This is a genomic window from Cellulomonas sp. 73-92 (assembly GCF_001898175.1).
Classification (GTDB): Bacteria; Actinomycetota; Actinomycetes; order Actinomycetales; family Cellulomonadaceae; genus Cellulomonas.
This window is the reverse complement of record NZ_MKTH01000002.1, coordinates 1-20528: the sequence shown is the minus strand read 5'-3', so window position 1 is coordinate 20528 and position 20528 is coordinate 1. Positions and strand designations below refer to the sequence as shown.

General features: G+C 73.7%; 20 protein-coding genes and 1 pseudogene. 15 read left to right on the top strand and 6 right to left on the bottom strand.

What is annotated here, in order from left to right:
* Positions 1-19 precede the first annotated feature (19 nt).
* Positions 20-1351, top strand: a complete 1332-nt coding sequence (locus tag BGO37_RS00400; protein WP_291751049.1) for a M20/M25/M40 family metallo-hydrolase — start codon at positions 20-22, stop codon at positions 1349-1351.
* 27 nt (positions 1352-1378) lie between these two features.
* Here BGO37_RS00400 and BGO37_RS00395 read toward each other — a convergent pair whose 3' ends face one another.
* Positions 1379-1585, bottom strand: a complete 207-nt coding sequence (locus BGO37_RS00395; protein WP_291751252.1) for a DUF5703 family protein — start codon at positions 1583-1585, stop codon at positions 1379-1381.
* A 147-nt stretch (positions 1586-1732) separates the two neighbouring features.
* Between BGO37_RS00395 and BGO37_RS00390 the strand changes: the two genes are divergently transcribed.
* A complete protein-coding gene (locus tag BGO37_RS00390; RefSeq protein ID WP_291751048.1) occupies positions 1733-2083 on the top strand; it encodes a primosomal protein in 351 nt (116 codons plus the stop codon).
* Between the two features lie 18 nt (positions 2084-2101).
* On the opposite strand, the gene BGO37_RS00385 is transcribed toward BGO37_RS00390, so the two are convergent.
* Entirely contained in the window at positions 2102-3073 is a 972-nt protein-coding gene (locus BGO37_RS00385; protein ID WP_291751047.1) for an aldo/keto reductase, read from the bottom strand.
* A gap of 66 nt (positions 3074-3139) precedes the next feature.
* Here BGO37_RS00385 and BGO37_RS00380 point away from each other — a divergent pair, with 66 nt between their 5' ends.
* Entirely contained in the window at positions 3140-4039 is a 900-nt protein-coding gene (locus BGO37_RS00380) for an undecaprenyl-diphosphate phosphatase (RefSeq protein ID WP_291751046.1), read from the top strand.
* Positions 4040-4087: 48 nt separating this feature from the next.
* Here BGO37_RS00380 and BGO37_RS00375 read toward each other — a convergent pair whose 3' ends face one another.
* Positions 4088-5074: a magnesium and cobalt transport protein CorA gene (locus BGO37_RS00375; RefSeq protein ID WP_291751045.1), complete on the bottom strand. Its 987-nt coding sequence runs from the start codon at positions 5072-5074 to the stop codon at positions 4088-4090.
* 60 nt (positions 5075-5134) lie between these two features.
* Between BGO37_RS00375 and mshC the strand changes: the two genes are divergently transcribed.
* Entirely contained in the window at positions 5135-6400 is a 1266-nt protein-coding gene (mshC, locus tag BGO37_RS00370; protein WP_291751044.1) for a cysteine--1-D-myo-inosityl 2-amino-2-deoxy-alpha-D-glucopyranoside ligase, read from the top strand.
* Here the strand turns inward: mshC and BGO37_RS00365 are convergent.
* Positions 6397-7254, bottom strand: a complete 858-nt coding sequence (locus BGO37_RS00365) for a PAC2 family protein (RefSeq protein WP_291751043.1) — start codon at positions 7252-7254, stop codon at positions 6397-6399. The genes mshC and BGO37_RS00365 overlap by 4 nt on opposite strands.
* 91 nt (positions 7255-7345) lie before the next feature.
* Between BGO37_RS00365 and BGO37_RS00360 the strand changes: the two genes are divergently transcribed.
* Positions 7346-8032, top strand: a complete 687-nt coding sequence (locus BGO37_RS00360) for an HAD family phosphatase (protein ID WP_291751042.1) — start codon at positions 7346-7348, stop codon at positions 8030-8032.
* Here BGO37_RS00360 and BGO37_RS00355 read toward each other — a convergent pair.
* The gene (locus BGO37_RS00355) at positions 8013-8876 is read right to left on the bottom strand and encodes a PD-(D/E)XK nuclease family protein (protein ID WP_291751249.1); all 864 of its coding nucleotides are present in this window, start codon (positions 8874-8876) and stop codon (positions 8013-8015) included. The two genes, BGO37_RS00360 and BGO37_RS00355, sit on opposite strands and share 20 nt — an antisense overlap.
* A gap of 102 nt (positions 8877-8978) precedes the next feature.
* Here BGO37_RS00355 and BGO37_RS00350 point away from each other — a divergent pair, with 102 nt between their 5' ends.
* From BGO37_RS00350 to hisF, 10 genes are all read left to right on the top strand, one after another.
* Positions 8979-10112, top strand: coding sequence for a site-2 protease family protein (locus BGO37_RS00350; protein ID WP_291751041.1), 1134 nt, complete (start codon positions 8979-8981; stop codon positions 10110-10112).
* A gap of 56 nt (positions 10113-10168) precedes the next feature.
* Positions 10169-11170 carry a tRNA (adenine-N1)-methyltransferase gene (locus tag BGO37_RS00345; RefSeq protein WP_291751247.1) on the top strand — a complete coding sequence of 334 codons (1002 nt, stop codon included), beginning with the start codon at positions 10169-10171 and terminating at the stop codon, positions 11168-11170.
* Between the two features lie 141 nt (positions 11171-11311).
* Positions 11312-12949, top strand: coding sequence for a proteasome ATPase (gene arc, locus BGO37_RS00340; RefSeq protein ID WP_291751040.1), 1638 nt, complete (start codon positions 11312-11314; stop codon positions 12947-12949).
* A 19-nt stretch (positions 12950-12968) separates the two neighbouring features.
* Positions 12969-14570: a depupylase/deamidase Dop gene (gene dop / locus BGO37_RS00335; protein ID WP_291751039.1), complete on the top strand. Its 1602-nt coding sequence runs from the start codon at positions 12969-12971 to the stop codon at positions 14568-14570.
* A 73-nt stretch (positions 14571-14643) separates the two neighbouring features.
* The gene (locus BGO37_RS00330; RefSeq protein WP_291751038.1) at positions 14644-14829 is read left to right on the top strand and encodes a ubiquitin-like protein Pup; all 186 of its coding nucleotides are present in this window, start codon (positions 14644-14646) and stop codon (positions 14827-14829) included.
* 6 nt (positions 14830-14835) lie between these two features.
* Positions 14836-15681, top strand: a complete 846-nt coding sequence (prcB, locus tag BGO37_RS00325; RefSeq protein WP_291751037.1) for a proteasome subunit beta — start codon at positions 14836-14838, stop codon at positions 15679-15681.
* A 52-nt stretch (positions 15682-15733) separates the two neighbouring features.
* Positions 15734-16501, top strand: coding sequence for a proteasome subunit alpha (gene prcA / locus BGO37_RS00320; protein WP_291751036.1), 768 nt, complete (start codon positions 15734-15736; stop codon positions 16499-16501).
* A gap of 17 nt (positions 16502-16518) precedes the next feature.
* Entirely contained in the window at positions 16519-17880 is a 1362-nt protein-coding gene (gene pafA / locus BGO37_RS00315) for a Pup--protein ligase (protein WP_291751035.1), read from the top strand.
* Positions 17881-17944: 64 nt separating this feature from the next.
* Positions 17945-18820, top strand: coding sequence for an FKBP-type peptidyl-prolyl cis-trans isomerase (locus BGO37_RS00310; RefSeq protein WP_291751034.1), 876 nt, complete (start codon positions 17945-17947; stop codon positions 18818-18820).
* The gene (gene hisF / locus BGO37_RS00305) at positions 18817-19587 is read left to right on the top strand and encodes an imidazole glycerol phosphate synthase subunit HisF (protein ID WP_291751033.1); all 771 of its coding nucleotides are present in this window, start codon (positions 18817-18819) and stop codon (positions 19585-19587) included. Before BGO37_RS00310 ends, hisF begins: the two co-directional genes overlap by 4 nt.
* 476 nt (positions 19588-20063) lie before the next feature.
* On the opposite strand, the pseudogene BGO37_RS00300 reads toward hisF, so the two are convergent.
* Positions 20064-20528 (bottom strand): annotated as a pseudogene (locus tag BGO37_RS00300) (hypothetical protein); the annotation flags it as partial.

Here is a 20528-nt window from a genome sequence, read left to right as displayed (position 1 = left end):
CCGCGGTACGGTGCCGGGCATGACCACCGCTCCCCACGCCCAGCCGCTCCGCGCCGAGGACGAGGTGGCGCGGATCTGCCAGGAGCTCATCCGGATCGACTCGAGCAACTACGGCGACGGCTCCGGCCCCGGTGAGCGCGCGGCGGCCGAGCACGTCGCGGCGCTGCTCTCGGACGTCGGCCTGGAGCCGGAGCTCTTCGAGTCGACCCCCGGGCGCGCGAACGTCGTCGTGCGCCTGGAGGGCACCGACCCGAGCCGCCCGGCGCTCGTGCTGCACGGCCACACCGACGTCGTGCCCGCCCGCGCCGAGGACTGGACCGTCCCGCCGTTCGCCGGCGAGGAGGTCGACGGTGTCCTGTGGGGCCGCGGCGCGGTGGACATGAAGGACATGGACGCGATGGTGCTGGCGGTGGTCCGCCAGATGGCCCGGGAGGGCCGCCGGCCGGCCCGCGACGTCGTCGTCGCGATGTTCGCCGACGAGGAGGCCGGCGGCGTCCACGGCGCCAGCTGGGCGGTCGACCACCGCCCGGACCTGTTCGAGGGTGCCACCGAGGCGATCAGCGAGGTCGGCGGCTACTCCGTCGAGGTCGCCGGTCGCCGCGCCTACCTGCTGCAGACGGCCGAGAAGGGCTTGGCGTGGCTGCGCCTCGTCGCTGACGGCCGCGCCGGCCACGGCAGCCAGGTCAACCGTGATAACGCGGTGACCCATCTGGCCGAGGCCGTGGCGCGCATCGGCGCCCACCCGTGGCCGCGCGTGCTGACCCCGACGGTCCGCCGCCTGCTCGAGGGCGTGGCCGACCTGACCGGCCTGCCGTTCGACGAGCACGACGACGCGACGATCGACGCCCTCGTCGCGGCCCTCGGCCCCGCCTCGCGGTTCGTCGGCGCCACCCTCCAGCACACGACGAACCCGACGCGCCTGGACGCCGGCTACCTGTCGAACGTCATCCCGAGCCGCGCGGAGGCGACGATCGACGGCCGCTACCTGCCGGGCCGCGAGGAGGAGTTCGACGCGACCGTCCGCGCGCTGGCGGGCGAGCACGTGCGGATCACGAACGTGCACCGCGACATCGCTCCCGCCGCGCCGATCGACGGCCCGCTGGTGGAGGCGATGGCGGCCGCCGTGATCGCGGAGGACCCGGGGTCGGTCGTGCTGCCCTACATGCTCGCCGCGGGCACCGACAACAAGTCGCTCGCCCGGCTCGGCATCGCGGGCTACGGCTTCGCGCCCCTGCGGCTGCCAGCCGACTTCGACTTCACCGCGATGTTCCACGGCGTCGACGAGCGCGTGCCGGTCGACTCGCTCCGCTTCGGCTGCCGCGTCCTGGACCGCCTGCTGTCGACCTGCTGACGGACCCGCCTCGGCGTCCGATCGCGGTCAGTCCTCGGGGTCCTCGTCGAACGTCGGGCGGACCCGGATGATCTTGCGGCGCAGCCACACCTTGCGCTCGCCGCCGGGGTACAGGCGGGTGCGGCTGAGCTCCCAGCGGCCGTACTCCGCCTCGTCGGTGAGCATCTTGCGGGCATCGCTCCCGCTGGTCGAGCGGGGGATCGTCAGCATCCGAACCTCGTACTGACCGCCCATCCGCACGAAGCGTCGCGGCGCCCGGGCACGGTTGCCCGTCGTGAGTTCTCCGTCCATGCACCACCTCGACCCGTCATGCCGCGCGCGTGGCCGATCCGACGCGCGGACGCTGTGCCATTGTGCCCCCCGCGGCGATACCGTCAGGGCATGACCGTCGACCCGCGTGCCGCTCTCGACCGGCTGATCGCCGCGCTCGAAGCCCACTTCAACGCCGTCCAGGCCCGCCACGGCGAGGACGACCCCGCGGTCGACGACGCCTACGACGTTCTCGCGGACGCGTTCGAGGTGTACGACGACGCGCTCGGCACGGTGTACGGCGAGGCCACCCCGTTCTACCTCGGCGAGGAGGACGAGGAGGCGGAGGACGAGGAGTCCGACGACGAGGAGTCCGACGAGGACGACGTGGACGACGTGGACGACGACCTCGACGACGAGGTGGACGTCGACGACGGCGACTGGTCCGACGAGAACGACGTGGACGAGCCCGTCAGCCGCTGAGCGGCACCGGGCGCGCCGTCAGCCGACGGTCAGACGTTCGGGGTAGCCGAGCGTCGGCGCGCTGACGTCGTCGAGCGCGGTCGCCAGCTCGCGCGGCAGCTCGAGGTCGTCCGCGGCCAGCAGCTGGTGCAGCTGCACCGGCGTGCGCGGCCCGACGAGCGCGGAGGCGACCCCGACGCGGTCCCGCAGCCAGGCGAGGGCGACCTCGGCGGGCGTGCGGTCCAGGCCGTCGGCGGCGGTGACGAGCGCCTCCACCACGGCGGCCGCCGGGCGGGTGAGGTAGGGCTGCACGAATCCCGCGAGGTGGGCGGACGCGGCCCGGGAGTCCGCGGGGACGGTGCGGCGGTACTTGCCGGTGAGCACGCCCCGCCCCAGCGCCGACCAGGCGAGCAGCCCGGCGCCGAGGTTCTCCGCCGCCGGCAGCGCCTCGCGCTCCACGCCCCGCTGCAGCAGCGAGTACTCCGCCTCGACGGCGGCCAGCCCCGGGTCCGCCTCGAGCAGCGACGCGGCGCGGGCCACCTGCCAGCCGGCGTGGTTCGAGAGCCCGACGTAGCGCGCGCGGCCCGAGCTCACGGCCAGGCGCAGCGCCGAGGCGGTCTCCTCGAGCGGGGTGCGGGGGTCGGGGGTCTGCACCAGCCAGACGTCGACGTGGTCGGTGCCGAGCCGGTCGAGCGAGCCGTCGAGGGCGTCGAGCAGGGCGCCGCGTGAGGCGTCGACCACGGCGCCGTCGGCCGTGCGCCGGACCCCGCCCTTGGTGACGATGGTGACGTCGCGCCTGGCGACCGCGCCGCCGAGCAGGGAGCCGAGCAGCGCTTCCGCGCCGCCCTCGGCGTACGACGCCGAGGTGTCGACGAGCGTGCCGCCGGCGTCGACGAAGTCGCGCAGGAGCTCCCGGGCGTCGTGCTCGTCGGTGTCGCGGCTCCACGTCATGGTGCCCAGTCCGAGCCAGGACACCTGCAACCCCGTGCGTCCCAGCCGGCGGTGCTCCATGCCACCGCACCCTAGCGGGGCGTCACTGCCCGTTTCGCACGGCTCGCGCGGATAAGGTGACCGACCATGACGCATGGACTGGGTGCAGGCGCCGCCCTGCTGCTGGGGCTGATCCAGGGCCTGACCGAGTTCCTCCCGATCTCGTCGAGCGCGCACATCCGCATCGTCAGCGAGCTGCTGACCGGGCACGACGCGGGCGCGGCGTTCACCGCCGTCATCCAGCTCGGCACGGAGTCGGCGGTGGTGCTGTACTTCCGCCGGGACATCGTGCGCATCTGCGTGCACTGGTGGCGCGCGGTGCGCGGCGGGCTGGGCACGGACTGGCGCTCGCGCGCCGGTGCACCCGTCGGGAAGCCCGCCGACCACGACGCGCTCATGGCGTGGTTCATCGTCATCGGCTCGATCCCGGTCGTCGTGCTCGGCCTGGCGTTCAAGGACGCCATCGAGGGCGCGCTGCGCAACCTGTGGATCGTGGCCACGGTGCTCGTCGTCTTCGGCCTGATCCTCGGCTGGGCGGACCGCCGCGGCGCCAAGCAGCGCACGGTGCAGGAGCTGACGCCACGGCACGCCCTGCTGTTCGGCCTGTGGCAGTCGCTCGCCCTCGTCCCCGGCGTCTCGCGCTCGGGCGGGACCATCACCGGCGGGCTCCTGCTGGGCTACACGCGCGAGGCCGCGGCGCGGTACTCGTTCCTGCTGGCGATCCCCGCCGTGTTCGGCTCCGGCCTGTTCGAGCTGGCGACCAGCTTCGACCAGTTCGGCAAGGGCAACACGCCCGGGTTCGGCGCGACGATCATCGCGACGATCGTCGCGTTCGTCGTCGGCTACCTCGTCATCATCGCCTTCCTCAAGATCGTGACGACGTACAGCTACCTGGGGTTCGTGCGGTACCGGATCGGCCTGGCGGTCGTCGTCGTGATCCTCCTGGTCACGGGCGCGCTCGAGGCGAACGCCGCGATCCTCAACTGATGAGCCCAGCGCGCGCCCAGGCCGGCCACCCGGCGCCGAGGCGCGGGGCTACAGCCAGCCGCTCTTCCGAAAGGCGCGGTACAGCCACCAGCAGATGCCGGCCATGACCGCGAGGGCGAGCGGGTAGCCGAACGTCCAGGTCAGCTCGGGCATGTGGTGGAAGTTCATGCCGTAGATGCCGACGATCAGTGTGGGGACCGCGATCATCGCCGCCCACGCGGAGATCTTGCGGGTGTCCTCGTTCTGCCGCACGCTCACCTGCGCCAGGTGGGCGGAGAGCATGTCGCGCAGCAGCTCGTCGTGCCCGACGAGGTGGCGGTCGAGCCGGTCGACCGTCGCCTGCACGTTGTCGAGCCACGTCCAGCCGTGCCGCTGGACGCGTTCGTCGTCGGCCAGCGCCTCGAACTCGGGCAGCGCCGCCATGAGCGGGCTGAGGGCACGACGCGCCTCGGCGATCTCCCGCTTGAGGTCGTAGATCTGCTGCACCGGGTCGGCATGGTGCTGCGAGAAGACGAGCCGCTCGGTCGCCTGCACGGCCTCGCCGAGCCCCAGCTCGACCTCGCTGGCCTGCCCGAGGACGGTGAAGAGGAGCGCGGCGAGGACCTCGCGGGCGCCGCTGTCCGGCGTCGGGATGCCATCGGTGAGCCGGTCGACGACGCGGGACAGGACACCGCCCGGGCCGGCCTCGGCCGTCAGCACGAGGTCCGGGCACGAGACCGTCGTCACCTCGCCCGTGGACACCTGGCGGGTCGTCTCGTCGAACCACGTGGTCGGGGTGGACATCAGCAGGTCGCCGGCGGGGGAGCGGTCCACGTGCGCGTACGCGGTCCGCGGGCTGTCGGCGCTGGTCAACGTCGCGACGCGGTGCGCCAGCATAGCGACGGTGTGGTCGTCGAGGCCCCACGCCCGGGCGACGGCCGGCAGGTCGGCGAGGTCGTGGACGACGACCCACGTGGGTCCGGTGCGGTCGGGGGAGTCGGCGGCGTCGGTCCGGACCCACGCCTCGCCGCGTTGCTGGTAGACCTCGTCGGGCACCCGGGCATTGTCCGCCGGACGGCCGCGGGGCCGTCGGCGACGCGCGACTACGCTCGGGGCGTGCTGAGCTGGCCCACCCCCTCCCTGCCCAGGCTGCCCGGACACGGACCGGCGGTGCGCGTGCTCGACACGGCGACGGGGACGCTCGTCGACCCCGTGCAGGACGGCGCCGCGACGCTGTACGTGTGCGGCATCACCCCGTACGACGCGACGCACCTGGGGCACGCCGCGACGGCGGTGGCGTTCGACCTGCTGGGCCGGGCGTGGCGCGATGCGGGCGTCGCCGTGCGGTTCGCGTCCAACGTCACGGACGTCGACGACCCGCTGCTCGAGCGTGCGGCCGCCACCGGCGTCGACTGGCGCGCGCTCGCCGCCGAGCAGATCGCCCTCTACGCCGAGGACATGGCGGCCCTGCAGGTCATCCCGCCGGACGCCTACCTCGGCGCCGTCGAGTCGATCCCGGCAGTGGTGTCCGCCGTCGAGCAGATGCTGGCGGCGGGCACGGCCTACCGGGTGCCGACGGCCGACGCCCTCAGCGCGGCCGAGCTGGGCGACGTCTACGCGGACCTCGCGGCGGACGACCAGTTCGGGGAGGCGGCCCGCCTGGACGGCGACGAGATGCTCGCGCTGTCGGCCGAGCGCGGCGGCGACCCGGGGCGGCCCGGCAAGAAGGGACCGCTCGACCCCCTGCTGTGGCGCCGGGAGCGCGCCGGCGAGCCCGCCTGGGACGGCGGGTCGCTGGGCCGTGGACGTCCCGGGTGGCACATCGAGTGCGCGGTCATCGCCCTGGGGAACCTCGGCGCGCCGCTGTCGGTGCTCGGTGGCGGCTCCGACCTGGCCTTCCCCCACCACGAGATGAGCTGCTCGCACGCGCGGGCGCTGACGGGCTCCCCGTCGTCGGGTGCGCGCGCGCACGTCCACGCCGGGATGGTGGGGCTCGACGGTGAGAAGATGAGCAAGTCGCGGGGCAACCTCGTGCTCGTCTCGACGCTGCGGGCGGCCGGCGTGGACCCCATGGCGATCCGCCTGGCGATCCTCGCGCACCACTACCGGGACGACTGGGACTGGAGCGACGAGGTCCTCGCCACCGCCGAGGCGCGCCTGGGTCGGTGGCGTGCCGCGCTGTCGGGCGTGGGCGGGCCGGCGGCCGACGAGACGCTCGCCGCGGTGCGCGCCGCGCTCGCGGACGACCTGGACGCACCTGCCGCGCTCGCCGCCGTCGATGCGTGGGCCGACGCCGCGCTGGCCGGTGCCGTGGCGCCGGTGGAAGGGGCTCCCGGGGTCGTCGCCCGGGCGCTGGACGCCCTGCTGGGCGTGCGGCTCTAGGTTCCCGAGCCCTTGTCGCGGCGCCGCAGGTAGCGCTCGAACTCGCGGGCGATCGCCTCGCCGGAGGCCTCGGGCAGCTCGGCCGTGTCCTTCGCCTCCTCCAGCTGGCGCACGTACTCGCCGATCTCCGAGTCCTCGCCGGCCAGCTCGTCGACGCCGGCCTGCCACGCCGCGGCGTCCTCGGGCAGCTCACCGAGCGGGATCGGCTCGCCGATCAGCTGCTCGACCTGGTGGAGCAGCGCGAGCGTCGCCTTCGGCGACGGCGGGTGGGCCACGTAGTGCGGCACGGCCGCCCACAGCGAGACGGCCTTGAGACCGCGGGCGGCCGCCTCGTGCTGGAGCACGCCGACGATGCCCGTCGGCCCCTCGTACGTGTTGCGCTCGAGGTCGAGCGCCTGCGCGACGTCGGGGTCGTCGGCCGAGACGGTCACGGGGATCGGGCGGGTGTGCGGGACGTCGGCGAGCAGCGCGCCGATCGTCACGACCCACTCCACGTGGAGGCCGGCCGCGATGTCGAGCAGCTCGGTGCAGTACCGACGCCAGCGCATGGAGGGCTCGATGCCGTGGACCAGGACGACGGACCGGCCGGTGACCGGTGCGGTGGCCAGCGAGACCGACGTCGTGGGCCAGGTGATCTCGCGCGTGCCGTCCGGGCCGAGCCCGACGACGGGGCGGTTCACCTGGAAGTCGTGGTACTCCTCCGGGTCCAGCTCGTCGACCTGCTCGGCGTCCCAGACCTCCGAGAGGTAGGCGACGGCCTGCGTCGCGGCCGAGCCCGCGTCGTTCCAGCCCTCGAACGCCGCCAGCAGCACCGTGGCGCCGACGGGCAGGTCACCGGCCTGGCTCTCGCTCATCCGACCAGCCTAAGCGCTGGCCGCCGGAGCCGTCCGGACGTCGGCCGGGGTAGCCTCGTCACCTCACCCCCACCATTCCGGAGGTCCTGTCATGACGCCCGCGCCCCTGCCCGCCGCGGTGCTCTGGGACCTCGACGGTACGCTCGTCGACACCGAGGTGCTGTGGCGTGAGGAGGAGGCGGCGCTCGTCGCGGAGCGCGGGGGCACCTGGACCTTCGAGGACGGGCTGGCGCTGGTGGGCACCGCGCTGCCCGTCTACGCCAGCGCACTGCAGGCCGCGGGGGTGGACCTGCCGGCCGACGAGATCATCGCGCGCCTGTCCACCCGCATCATCGCGCGGCAGTCCGAGTCGGCCCGCTGGCAGCCCGGTGCTCGCGAGCTCGTGGCCGCGCTCCGGGCGGCCGGGGTGCCGCAGGCGCTCGTCACCTCGTCGTACCGCAACCTGACCGGACCCGCGGTGCGCGACGCGGACGGCGCCTTCGCCGTCGTCGTGCCCGGCGACGAGGTCTCCCACGCCAAGCCCGACCCCGAGCCCTACCTCCTGGCGGCGAGCCGGCTCGGCGTCGCCCCGGAGCGGTGCGTCGTCATCGAGGACTCGCGCGTCGGCGTCGCCGCCGGGCTGGCCTCCGGCGCTCACGTGCTCGCCGTCGAGTCCGAGGTCGAGCTGCCCGACGACCACCGCCTCTCGGTGGCCGACTCGCTGCTCACCGTGCGGCTCGACGACCTGGCGCGGATCGCGGCCGGCGAGGTGCTCGAGCTCAGGGGCGATCGGGTCTGACACCCGTCGCGCGCTCGACGGCGTCGTCGTCGACGGCGGGAGGGGTGCCCCCGAACGCCGGGCACAACGCGCTGAACGAGCACCACTCGCAGAGCGCCGACGGGCGGGCCGGCCACGTGTCCGTGCGCGCCGCCTCCTGCACCGACGTCCAGAGCGACCGCACCCGCGCCTCGAGGACGGCCATCTCGGCCTCGCTCGGCTCGTGCCGGATCACCTGGCCGTCGGCGAGGTACTCCAGCTGGAGCAGGCGCGCCAGGACGCCTCGCGTGCGCCACAGCACGTACGCGTAGAACCGCATCTGGAACAGCGCGTGCCCCTCGTAGCCGGGGCGTGGCGAGCGGCCTGTCTTGTAGTCGACGATCCGGACCCAGCCGTTCGGGGCGACGTCGACGCGGTCGACGATGCCGCGCAGCTGGGGGCCGTCGTCGAGGTCGAGTCGGACCCGCAGCTCGCGCGACTCGGGCTCGAGCCGCGTCGGGTCCTCCAGCGTGAAGTACGTCCCCAGCAGGTCGCCCGCACCGCCGAGCCACGCGGCCTCGTCGACCTCGTCGGTGAAGAGCTCGTCGTACTGCGGGGCCCGCTCGCGCAGCTCCCGCCACTGGCCGGGGAGCATCGAGCGCGCGGCTTCGAGGGTGCGCTGGGCGGCCGGCAGGTCGAACAGCCGCTCCAGCACGGCGTGCACCAGCGTGCCGCGCGCCGCCGCGGCGCTCGTCGGCTCCGGGAGGCGGTCGACGACGCGGTAGCGGAACAGCAGGGGGCACTGCTGGAAGTCGTTGGCGCGCGAGGGGGACAGCCCGGGGCGGGACGCCGGGCGCTCGACGTCGTCGTCACCCGTGACGGCGATGTCGTCGGCGCCCTCGACCTGCTCGGTCTCCTCGATGCTCACAGCACGAGCGTAGGAGCGGGCGCCGACACCGTGCCGCTGCCGCGCCCCTACGCTGGTCCGGTGAGTGCGCAGCGACCCGCCCCGAGCCAGACCCCCCGCGGGTGGGTGATCGGCCGGATCGCGGGCGCGCCGGTGGTGCTCTCGCCGAGCTTCCTGCTCGCGGCCGTCGTCCTGACCGGGGCGTTCACGCCCTCCGTCCAGGCCGCCACCGGCCTCGGCACGGGCGCGTACGTCGTCGCCCTCGTCTTCGTCGTGCTGCTCTTCGGATCGGTGTTCTGCCACGAGCTCGCGCACGGCTTCGTCGGGCGCGCCCGCGGCCAGCAGCCCACGGCCTTCGTGCTCACGCTGTGGGGCGGGCACACGTCCTTCGGCAACGCCGCCCCCGGGCCAGGCAGCGCCGCGCTCGTCGCGGTGGCCGGACCGGTGACCAACCTCGTGCTGGGCGGGATCTTCCTCGCGGCCGCACGGGCGGTGCCGGACGGGTCGCTCATCCAGTGGATCCTGTGGTCCGGGGCGTTCTCCAACGGCTTCGTCGGCGCGTTCAACCTGCTGCCCGGCCTGCCGCTGGACGGTGGCCAGCTGCTCGAGTCCCTGGTGTGGGCGGTGACGAAGGACCGCATGCGCGGCATGGTCGCCGCGGCGTGGTGCGGGCGGGTCGTCGCCGTCGGCGTCGTCGCGTGGTCGCTGCTGTGGCCGCTGGCGCAGGGCCGGCAGCCGACGATCTACACCGTCATCTGGACGGTCATGGTGGCGATGTTCTTGTGGTCCGGCGCCTCGCAGGTGCTGCACGGCGCGCGCCAGCAGCGCGCGGTGCGCGGGCTGTCGGTGCAGGTCATCGGGCGGCCGGCCGTGGCGGTGGGCTTCCAGGAGTCGGTCGCGGCGGCGGGCGCCCGGGCGGCGGCGGCGGGTGCGAGCGAGGTCGTCGTGCTCTCGCCGGACGGCAGGCCCTCGGCGTACATCGACGCGGCGGCTGCCTCGTCGGTGCCGCGCGAGCAGGCGGGTCTCACCCCGGTCACCGCGGTGGCCGTACCCCTGCCCGGGGGAGCCGTCGTCGACGGCCGCCTCACCGGCGAGCCCCTGCTGGCCGCTCTCTCCGAGGCGTCCCGGCTGTCGCCGGTCCTCGTCGCGCTCGTCGACGGCCGCGTCGCCGCCCTCATCAAGACCCCCGACGTCGTGGCGGCGCTCCGGCCGTGACGACGACCGACGAGACGAGCGAGCCCACCGTGCCCGACGACGCCCACGATCCCCGCTTGCGCGACGAGACCGGCGAGCCGACCGGTGCGGCCGGCCGCCGCGGCCCCTTCCGCCTCGGCGACCGCGTGCAGCTGACCGACACCAAGGGCCACCCCTTCACGATCACCCTCGAGGAGGGCGGCGCCTTCCACACCCACAAGGGCTTCGTGCCGCACGCCGACCTCGTCGGGCGCCCCGAGGGGACCGTCGTGCGCACGACCTACGGGGTCGAGTACCTGGCGCTGCGGCCGCTGCTGTCGGACTACGTCGTGTCGATGCCGCGCGGCGCGGCGGTCGTCTACCCGAAGGACGCCGCGCAGGTCGTCACCATGGCGGACGTCTTCCCGGGCGCGCGCGTCGTGGAGGCCGGCGTCGGCTCCGGCGCGCTGACGACGTACCTGCTGCGCGCCGTGGGCGATCACGGGCTGGTGCACTCCGTCGAGCGGCGCGCGGACTTCGCGGCGGTGGCGCAGGGCAACGTCGAGGGCTACTTCGGCGCGCCTCACCCGGCGTGGCGGCTCACGGTGGGTGACCTCGCCGACGCCCTGCCGGGCATCGCGGAGCCTGGCACGGTCGACCGCGTGGTGCTCGACATGCTCGCGCCGTGGGAGAACCTCGCGGTGGCGGCCGACGCGCTGGCGCCGGGCGGGGTGCTGTGCTGCTACGTCGCGACGGCGACCCAGCTGTCGCGGCTCGCGGAGGCGGTGCGCGACGAGGGCCGGTTCACGGAGCCGACCGCCTGGGAGTCGATGGTGCGGACATGGCACCTCGAGGGGCTCGCGGTCCGGCCCGACCACCGGATGGTCGGTCACACCGGCTTCCTGCTCACCACGCGGCGCCTGGCCGACGGCGTCGAGCCGCCGGTCCGCAAGCGCCGCCCGGCGCCGGGGGCGTACCCGGTGCCGTCGGCGACCGAGGACGACGCCGTCTGGACCGAGGAGGACTTCGGCGATGCGCCCGTGTCGCCCAAGAAGATCCGCCGGGCGCGCCGCGCCGTCGGGCGGCCGCCCGAGGGCTGATCGCGATCCGGTCGACGTCGTCCGGATCGTGGGACGCGAGGTTTCGTCCGTGTCACGGCGTGAGTTCTGTCTCCCCGCGTGGTTAGTGTGTCGAGAAGAGCAGGCACACCGGCGTGCGGCACACGTGCGAAGGAGGCCGGGATGACGGATTCGGCGACACCGGCGGGTGCCGGTCGCGACCTGCACCGCGAGCTGTCGGTGCTGGCCGCCAAGAACGAGCGGCTGACCGAGGCCCTCGTCGCGGCGCGTGAGCAGATCGTCGAGCTCAAGCGGCAGGTCGACGAGCTGGCCAAGCCGCCGGGGACGTACGCGGTCTTCCTGGGCGCGCGCGACGACGGGACCGTCGACATCATGTCGGCGGGCCGCAAGATGCACGTCGCGGCCAGCCCGTCCCTCGACCTCTCCCGGCTGGCCCCCGGCCAGGAGGTCATGCTCAACGAGGCGCTGACGGTCGTCGAGGCCGGCGGCTACGAGCGCGTGGGCGAGCTCGTGACGGTCAAGGAGATGATCGGGGACGACCGGGCGCTCGTCGTCGGGCGCGGCGACGAGGAGCGTGTGGTGCGCTTCGCCGGCCAGGTGACGGCCTCGGGCGTGCGCATCGGCGACGCCCTGACCATCGACTCGCGCAGCGGTTTCGTGTTCGAGGTCATCCCGCGCGCCGAGGTCGAGGAACTCGTCCTCGAAGAGGTCCCGGACATCGACTACGAGGACATCGGCGGCCTCGGGCCGCAGATCGAGGCGATCCGCGACGCGGTCGAGCTGCCGTTCATGCACCCCGAGCTGTTCCGCGAGCACGGGCTGAAGCCGCCGAAGGGCGTGCTGCTGTACGGCCCGCCGGGATGCGGCAAGACGCTCATCGCCAAGGCGGTCGCCCACTCGCTCGCGTCCACGGCGGCCGCCGGCCGTCCCGACGCCGAGGCGCGCTCGTACTTCCTCAACGTCAAGGGCCCCGAGCTCCTCAACAAGTACGTCGGCGAGACGGAGCGGCACATCCGCCTGATCTTCGCCCGGGCGCGGGAGAAGGCCTCGCAGGGGCACCCGGTCGTCGTCTTCTTCGACGAGATGGAGTCGCTGTTCCGCACCCGCGGCACGGGCGTCTCCTCCGACGTGGAGACGACGATCGTGCCGCAGCTGCTCTCCGAGATCGACGGCGTCGAGCGCCTGGAGAACGTCATCGTCATCGGTGCCTCGAACCGCGAGGACATGATCGACCCGGCGATCCTGCGGCCGGGACGCCTCGACGTGAAGATCAAGATCGAGCGGCCGGACGCCGAGGGCGCCAAGGAGATCTTCGGCAAGTACCTCACCGCCGACCTGCCGATCCACGCCGACGACCTGGCCGAGCACGGCGGCTCGCCGGCCGACGCCGTCGAGGCGATGATCACCCGCACCGTGGAGCGGATGTACACCGAGAGCGAGGAGAACCGGTTCCTCGAGGTGACCTATGCGTCCGGTGACAAGGAGGTGCTCTACTTCAAGGACTTCAACTCCGGGGCGATGATCCAGAACATCGTCGACCGCGCGAAGAAGTCCGCGATCAAGGACTTCCTCGGCAGCGGGCAGCGGGGCATCCGCGTGGACCACCTGCTGACGGCGTGCGTCGAGGAGTTCCGCGAGAACGAGGACCTGCCGAACACGACCAACCCCGACGACTGGGCGCGCATCAGCGGGAAGAAGGGCGAGCGCATCGTCTTCATCCGCACGATCGTCCAGGGCAAGAAGGGGGTCGACACTTCTCGCACCATCGAGACGGTGACGAGCACGGGGCAGTACCTGTAGCCGCCCTAGGGTGGAGCCCGTGACCGTCCGCCGGATCATGGGCATCGAGACCGAGTACGGCGTGCTCCAGCCGGGCCGCCCGCTCGCCAACCCGATGCTGCTCTCGTCCCACGTCGTCGCCGTCCACGCGGCGGCGCGGGAGGGGGCCCGCGCCAGGGCGCGGTGGGACTACGACGACGAGGACCCGCTCAAGGACGCGCGCGGCTTCCACCTGCAGCGGGCCTCCGCGCACCCGTCGCTGCTGACGGACGACCCGCTCCGGCCGGCGCCCTCGGGCGACGGCACGCAGCTGCTGCCGCGCGCCACCGTGGAGGAGTACGAGGACCCCGGGGCGGCGAACGTCGTACTGACGAACGGGGCGCGCCTGTACGTCGACCACGCCCACCCCGAGTACTCCAGCCCGGAGGTGACCAACCCCCTCGACGTGGTGCGGTGGGACCGCGCGGGCCAGCTCGTGATGCTCCAGTCGGTCCGCGCCCTGGCGAGCACGCAGGCTCTGCCGGACGTCGCGCTGTACAAGAACAACGTCGACGGCAAGGGCGCCACGTACGGGACGCACGAGAACTACCTCGTCGACCGGGCCGTCCCGTTCGTCGAGCTGGCCTCCCGGATCATGCCGTTCCTCGTCACGCGCCAGGTCTTCACCGGGGCCGGTCGGGTGGGCCTCGGCCAGCACGGCGAGGAGGCGGGCTTCCAGATCTCGCAGCGCGCCGACTACATCGAGGCGGAGGTCGGCCTCGAGACGACGCTGCGCCGGCCGATCGTCAACACGCGCGACGAGCCGCACGCGGACCCGGCGCGCTGGCGCCGGCTGCACGTCATCATCGGCGACGCGACCATGCTCGAGACCGCCACGTACCTGCGGATGGGCACCACCTCCCTCGTCCTGTGGCTGCTCGAGCGGGCGCAGCAGGACGCGGCGACGCGGGCGGCGCTGGCGGCGATCGACGGGCTGCGGCTCGCGGACCCCGTCGACGCCGTGCACCAGGTCAGCCACGACCTGACGCTCGGGAAGCCGCTGGACCTGGCGGACGGCCGGCAGCTCACCGCGATCGAGGTGCAGCGCACGTACCTCGACACGGTCAGGGCGGCGCTGGGTGGCGTGGCGCCCGACGAGCAGACGGCGGACGTCCTCGCCCGCTGGGACTCGCTGCTCAGGCGGCTGGCCGACGACCCGTCGTCGTGCGCCCGCGAGGTCGAGTGGCTCGCCAAGCTGCGCCTCCTGGAGGGCATGCGCCGCCGCGACCACCTGGCGTGGGACCACCCGCGGCTGGCGGCCGTGGACCTGCAGTGGTCCGACGTGCGCCCGGAGCGTGGGCTGTACTTCCGGCTGGAGGCGGCGGGCGCCGTCGAGAGGCTCGTGGACGACGAGGCGGTGGCCGCCGCGGTGAAGGAGCCGCCCGACGACACGCGGGCGTTCTTCCGCGGCGAGGCGGTGCGCCGGTACCCGAGCGAGGTGTCGGCGGCCAGCTGGGACTCCGTGGTTTTCGACGTCCCCGGCGCCCACTCCCTGCAGCGCGTCCCGATGCGCGACCCGTCCCGCGGCACGCGCGCCCACGTCGGCGCCCTGCTGGACGCCAGCCCGGACGCGACGACCCTGCTCAAGGCCCTCGAAGGCTGACACCGGCCGGCCACCGCGTTCTGTCGGGACGAGGGCCTAGTGTGGGATCAGGAGCGATCGACGGGAGTTCGACATGGCCGGCAACGAGTACGTCCAGCCGCACCGCGACGACGAGCCGGGGGACGAGCCGGAACCCGTCGCCCCCGCCGCCCAGAGCCGCGACACCGAGGTCGACGCCCTCCTGGAGGAGATCGACGACGTGCTGGAGCAGAACGCGGAGCAGTTCGTGCGCGGGTTCGTCCAGAAGGGCGGTCAGTGAGCCCAGATGAGCCGTACCGACGCCAACCCCTCCGGGCGGCTGCCGGACGCGTTCACGACGCCGGGGACCGCATCGTTCGTCGACTTCCTCTCCTCCTACGCCCCTGAGCTGCTGCCGGGCAACCGGGCGCTGCCAGCGGGCTCGTGGGCGGCCGAGCTGTCCGCGCCGCACGGGACGACGATCGTCGCCCTGGTCTACGAGGGCGGGGTCGTCATGGCCGGCGACCGTCGCGCCACGATGGGCTCGATGATCGCCAGCCGGAGCATCGAGAAGGTGTTCCCCGCGGACGAGTACTCCGCGGTCGGCATCGCGGGCACGGCGGGCCTCGCCGTCGAGCTCGTCCGGCTGTTCCAGCTCGAGCTGGAGCACTACGAGAAGATCGAGGGCTCGCTCCTGTCGCTGGACGGCAAGGCGAACCGGCTGGCCACGATCATCCGCAGCCAGCTCGGGCTTGCGCTGCAGGGCCTTGCGGTGGTGCCTCTCTTCGGCGGCTACGACCTGGACAGGGCCACGGGCCGGATCTTCTCGTACGACGTCACGGGCGGTCGCTACGAGGAGCACGACCACCATGCGGTCGGGTCGGGCTCGGTGTTCGCGCGCGGCTCCCTCAAGAAGCGCTGGCGGCCCGGGCTCGACGAGGTGGGGGCCGTCGCCGTCGCCGTCGAGGCCCTCATGGACGCGGCGGACGACGACTCGGCGACCGGCGGCCCCGACGCCGAGCGTGCGATCTACCCGGTGGTGGCCACCGTGGGCGCGGGCGGCTACCGGCGCGTGCCCGACGGCGACCTGGCGGCGGCGACCGACGGCGTGCTCGCGGCTCGTCGGGCGGCCCGGGGAGGCGATCCCCGATGACCTCACCCCACGCAGTTGTTCGCCGCGCTCACGATTCCGCGGGGGCCCCGAGATGAGCATGCCGTTCTACGTCTCGCCCGAGCAGCTGATGAAGGACCGGGCCGACTACGCGCGCAAGGGCATCAGCCGCGGGCGCTCGGTCGTCGTGCTGCAGTACGACGAGGGCGTGCTCTTCGCGACGGAGAACCCGTCGCGGGCGCTCCACAAGGTCTCGGAGATCTACGACCGCATCGCGTTCGCCGCGGTGGGCAAGTACAACGAGTTCGAGAACCTGCGGGTCGCCGGCGTCCGCTACGCCGACCTGCGCGGCTACTCGTACGACCGGGTGGACGTCACGGCCCGCGGCCTGGCCAACGCCTACGCCCAGACGCTCGGCACGGTGTTCACCACGGAGTCGAAGCCGCTCGAGGTCGAGCTGGTGGTCGTCGAGGTGGGCAGCGAGCCGGCGACCGACCAGATCTACCGGTTGTCCTACGACGGTTCCGTGGCCGACGAGCACGGCTGGGTCGTCATGGGCGGGCAGGCCGAGCGCCTCGCGTCCGTGCTCGGGGACGGCTGGCATGCCGGCATGACGCTGCGCGACGCTCTGGCGCTGGCCGTCCGCGTGCTCGGCACGGCGACCGACGACGGCGGCAAGCCGCGCACCCTGGAGGCGACCGGGCTCGAGGTCGGCGTGCTGGACCGCACCCGGCCGCGGCGGGCCTTCCGCCGGTTGACCGGCCCGGCGCTGGAGGGCCTCATGCCCGGGAAGGGCGGCGCGCACGCCGCCGAGCGGTCCGGTGTGGCCGACGAGCCCGGCGACGCCACGCCGGCACCGTGACGGAGGGAGGCACGGCGATGGACCGACGCATCTTCGGGTTGGAGACCGAGTACGGCGTGACCTGCGCCGCCGTCGACGGCCGCGGGCTGTCCGCCGACGAGGTCGCCCGCTACCTCTTCCGGAAGGTCGTCGCGTGGGGACGCTCGTCGAACGTCTTCCTGCGCAACGGCTCCCGCCTGTACCTCGACGTCGGGTCGCACCCGGAGTACGCGACCGCCGAGTGCGACGACTGGCGCCAGCTGGTGACGCACGACCGCGCGGGGGAGCGGGTCCTCGAGGGGCTCGTCGTCGACGCCCAGCAGCGGCTCGAGCACGAGGGGCTGCCCGGGCAGATCCACCTCTTCAAGAACAACACCGACTCCGCGGGCAACTCCTACGGCTGCCACGAGAACTACCTGGTCCGCCGGCAGGGCGACTTCGGCAAGGTGTCCGACGTGCTGGTGCCCTTCCTCATCACGCGGCAGGTGATGACCGGCGCCGGCAAGGTGCTCGTCACGCCGCGGGGCGCGGTGTACTGCCTGTCGCAGCGGGCGGACCACATCTGGGAGGCCGTCTCGTCGGCCACCACCCGGTCCCGTCCGATCATCAACACGCGCGACGAGCCGCACGCCGACGCGGAGCTGTACCGCCGGCTGCACGTCATCGTCGGCGACTCCTCGATGGCCGAGCCGACGACCATGCTCAAGGTCGCCTCGACCGACCTGCTGCTGCGGCTCGTCGAGGCCGGCGCGCCCGTGCGCGACCTCACGCTGGAGAACCCGATCCGGGCGATCCGCGAGATCAGCCACGACATGACCGGCCGTCACCCCGTCACGCTCGCCAACGGCCGCACCGTGACCGCGATCGACATCCAGGAGGAGTACCTGGCGCGCGTCTCCGACTTCGTCGGCAGCGAGATGGGGCCGAGCCCCGAGGTCAAGGCGGTGCTCGACCTGTGGGAGCGGGCGCTGCGGGCGTTGCGCACCGGCGACCTGTCGCTCGTCGACCGGGAGCTGGACTGGGCGATCAAGTTCCGCATGATCGAGCGCTACCGCGCCAAGCACGGGCTCGACCTGGCGGACGTGCGCATCCAGCGGCTCGACCTGGCGTACCACGACATCTCGCGGACGGAGGGTCTCTACAACCTCCTCGCGGCCCGGGGGCTCGTCGAGCGGGTCACCTCCGACCTCGACGTGTTCGAGGCGACCAGCAGGCCGCCGCAGACGACGAGGGCGCGGTTGCGTGGAGAGTTCGTGCGCGCCGCCCAGGAGGCCCGCCGCGACTACACGGTCGACTGGGTGCACCTCAAGCTGAACGACCAGGCCCAGCGCACGGTCCTGTGCAAGGACCCGTTCCGTGCCGTCGACGAGCGGGTGGACCGGCTCATCGAGTCGATGTAGGCCTCCAGCGGCGGTCGGTACAGTGGGCGCCCGCCGGGACGGTCGAACGACGAGGAGGGGAACGGTGCGTCGACGTGCCATCGCGCTGCTGCTCGCGCTCGCCGTCGGACTCCTCGCCGCGTGCTCGCAGGCCGCGACCCCCGGTGACCCCGACGTCACCGTCTCCGGTGACGCGGGCGGCACGCCGACCGTGACGTATGTCGCGCCGCTGACCGTCGATCACGCCTACCGACGGACGATCTGGTCGGGGACGGGCCCCGCGCTCGTCGACGGGGGGCCGGTGCTGCTGCGCTACTGGGTCGAGGACGGCCGGACGGCGACCCTCGTCTCGGAGAACTACTCGACGTCCCCGATCCCGCAGGTGCTCAGCGAGAGCGACCTCGGCGCAGACCTCTACCGGACCCTCAAGGGCCAGCGCGTGGGGGCGCGTCTGCTGCAGGTGACGCCGGCGGGCGACGACCCGAAGCAGGCGTTCCCGGCGGTCACCGTCGTCGACGTGCTGCCGACCAAGGCCGACGGGACGGCCGTGCCGCCGCAACCCGGCCTGCCGGGGGTGACGCTCGCGGCCGACGGTGCCCCGACGATCACGCCGACGGGCACTGCCGCGCCGAGCACCCTGGTGATCCAGCCCCTGCAGCGCGGGACCGGGCGGCAGGTGGAGAAGACGGACGTGGTCACGGTGCAGTACGCCGGCTTCTCGTGGACCACGGGCGAGGCGGTGGACTCGACCTGGGACCGCGGGCAGCCGTCGAGCTTCGCGCTGTCCGACGTGCCGGCGTTCGCCGACGGCCTGGCCGAGCAGACGACGGGGTCCCAGGTGCTGCTCGTCGTGCCGCCGACGTACGACCTCGGCGCCACCCAGAGCGAGGCGCTGGCGGGGCAGACGCTGGTGTTCGTCGTCGACATCCTGGCCTCCGAGCCCGAGGGGGTCTCCCGATGAGCCTCGCGCTGCGGGTGATCCCGTGCCTCGACGTGGACGGCGGCCGCGTCGTCAAGGGCGTGAACTTCGAGAACCTGCGGGACGCCGGTGACCCGGTCGAGCTGGCCGCGCGCTACGACGCGGAGGGCGCCGACGAGCTGACGTTCCTCGACGTGTCGGCCTCGTCCGGTGGGCGGGAGACGACCTACGACGTGGTGCGGCGCACCGCCGAGCAGGTCTTCGTGCCGCTGACCGTCGGCGGCGGTGTGCGGTCGGTCGAGGACGTCGATGCGCTGCTGCGCGCCGGCGCCGACAAGGTGGGCGTCAACACCGCGGCCATCGCGCGCCCCGAGCTCGTCTCGGAGATCGCACGCCGGTTCGGCTCGCAGGTGCTGGTGCTGTCGGTGGACGCCCGGCGCGTGACGGGCGAGGTGCGCACCGACTCCGGCTACGAGGTGACCACGCACGGCGGCCGGCGGGGCACCGGCATCGACGCGGTGGCGTGGGCGAGCCGCGCCGTGGCCCTCGGTGCCGGTGAGGTGCTGCTCAACTCGATGGACGCCGACGGCACGCGGGACGGGTTCGACCTGGAGATGATCGGGGACGTGCGGGCCGCGGTCCACGTGCCGCTCATCGCCTCGGGCGGGGCCGGGACGGCGCAGCACTTCGTCGAGGCGGCTCGGGCCGGTGCCGACGCGGTGCTGGCGGCGAGCGTGTTCCACTTCGGCACGCTGACGGTGCACGAGGTCAAGCGCGCGCTGCGCGCGGCCGGCATCACCGTCCGCTGACGCGGCACGAGCTCCAGCCGGCCCGGCCCGCCCCCGGGGGCGCCCCTCCGCCCCCTCCGAAGCCCCTCCCGCCCCCCGCGGCCACGCGACGTCGGTAGCTTCACGTCACGTCGATAGCTGCAGCCATCGACGTCGACGGCGCCTATCGACCCAGCCGCCCCTCCCGTGGCCGTGGTCGATCTCGCCGTCCCTCCCGTCGCCGCGGTCGACCGGCACGATCGACCGCCATGCCGCCGCACCCGTGGCGGATGCCGGTCCCACTGGCCCTGGCGTGCCGGCGAAGACCGACCTCGATGCCTGTCACGTGGCGGCGGTCGAACTCGACGCGCTAGGCCGGTGGAGGCCGAGGGTGCCGTACTCCGCGTGCCGGCGACGGCCAACCGGAGTGCGTGGCGCACGCCGGGGTGGCTGCGCGCCGGTGGGTCTCGTCCGCCCGGTGGTCAGCTGGGCGTCGATGCGCCTCGTTAGGCCGGTGGTCAGGCGCGCAGGGCTGTACGCGGGGTGCGGATCACGCCGGCGGGGAGCATCCGCTCGACTCGAGCCAGGAGGGCGACGGGCGACCGCAGGTCCTCCGTCGTGACGCGCAGCACCCGCCAACCTGCCTCGAGCAGGGCGTCGTGCCTCCGCTTCTCGCGGATCAGGTCGTCGACGGACCGGTACTTCGGCCGCCCGTCGTACTCGATGAGGACCCGCCACTCCTCCCAGCCGAGATCCGCCCAGAAGGTGCCGAGCCTCGTTGTCACCTCGATCTGCGTCTGCGGCACCGGGAGCCCCGCTCGCAGGACGACGAAGCGAGTGGCAGTCTCACCCGGCGACTCCGCGCCACCATCGGCCAGGCCGATCACGGCCCTCGCCCGGCGGATCCCGCGGTGGCCGTTCAGCCCGGATCCGCTGATGAGGTCGCGGTCATGGGCGGGTCGTGAGACGCGAATGCCCTTCTG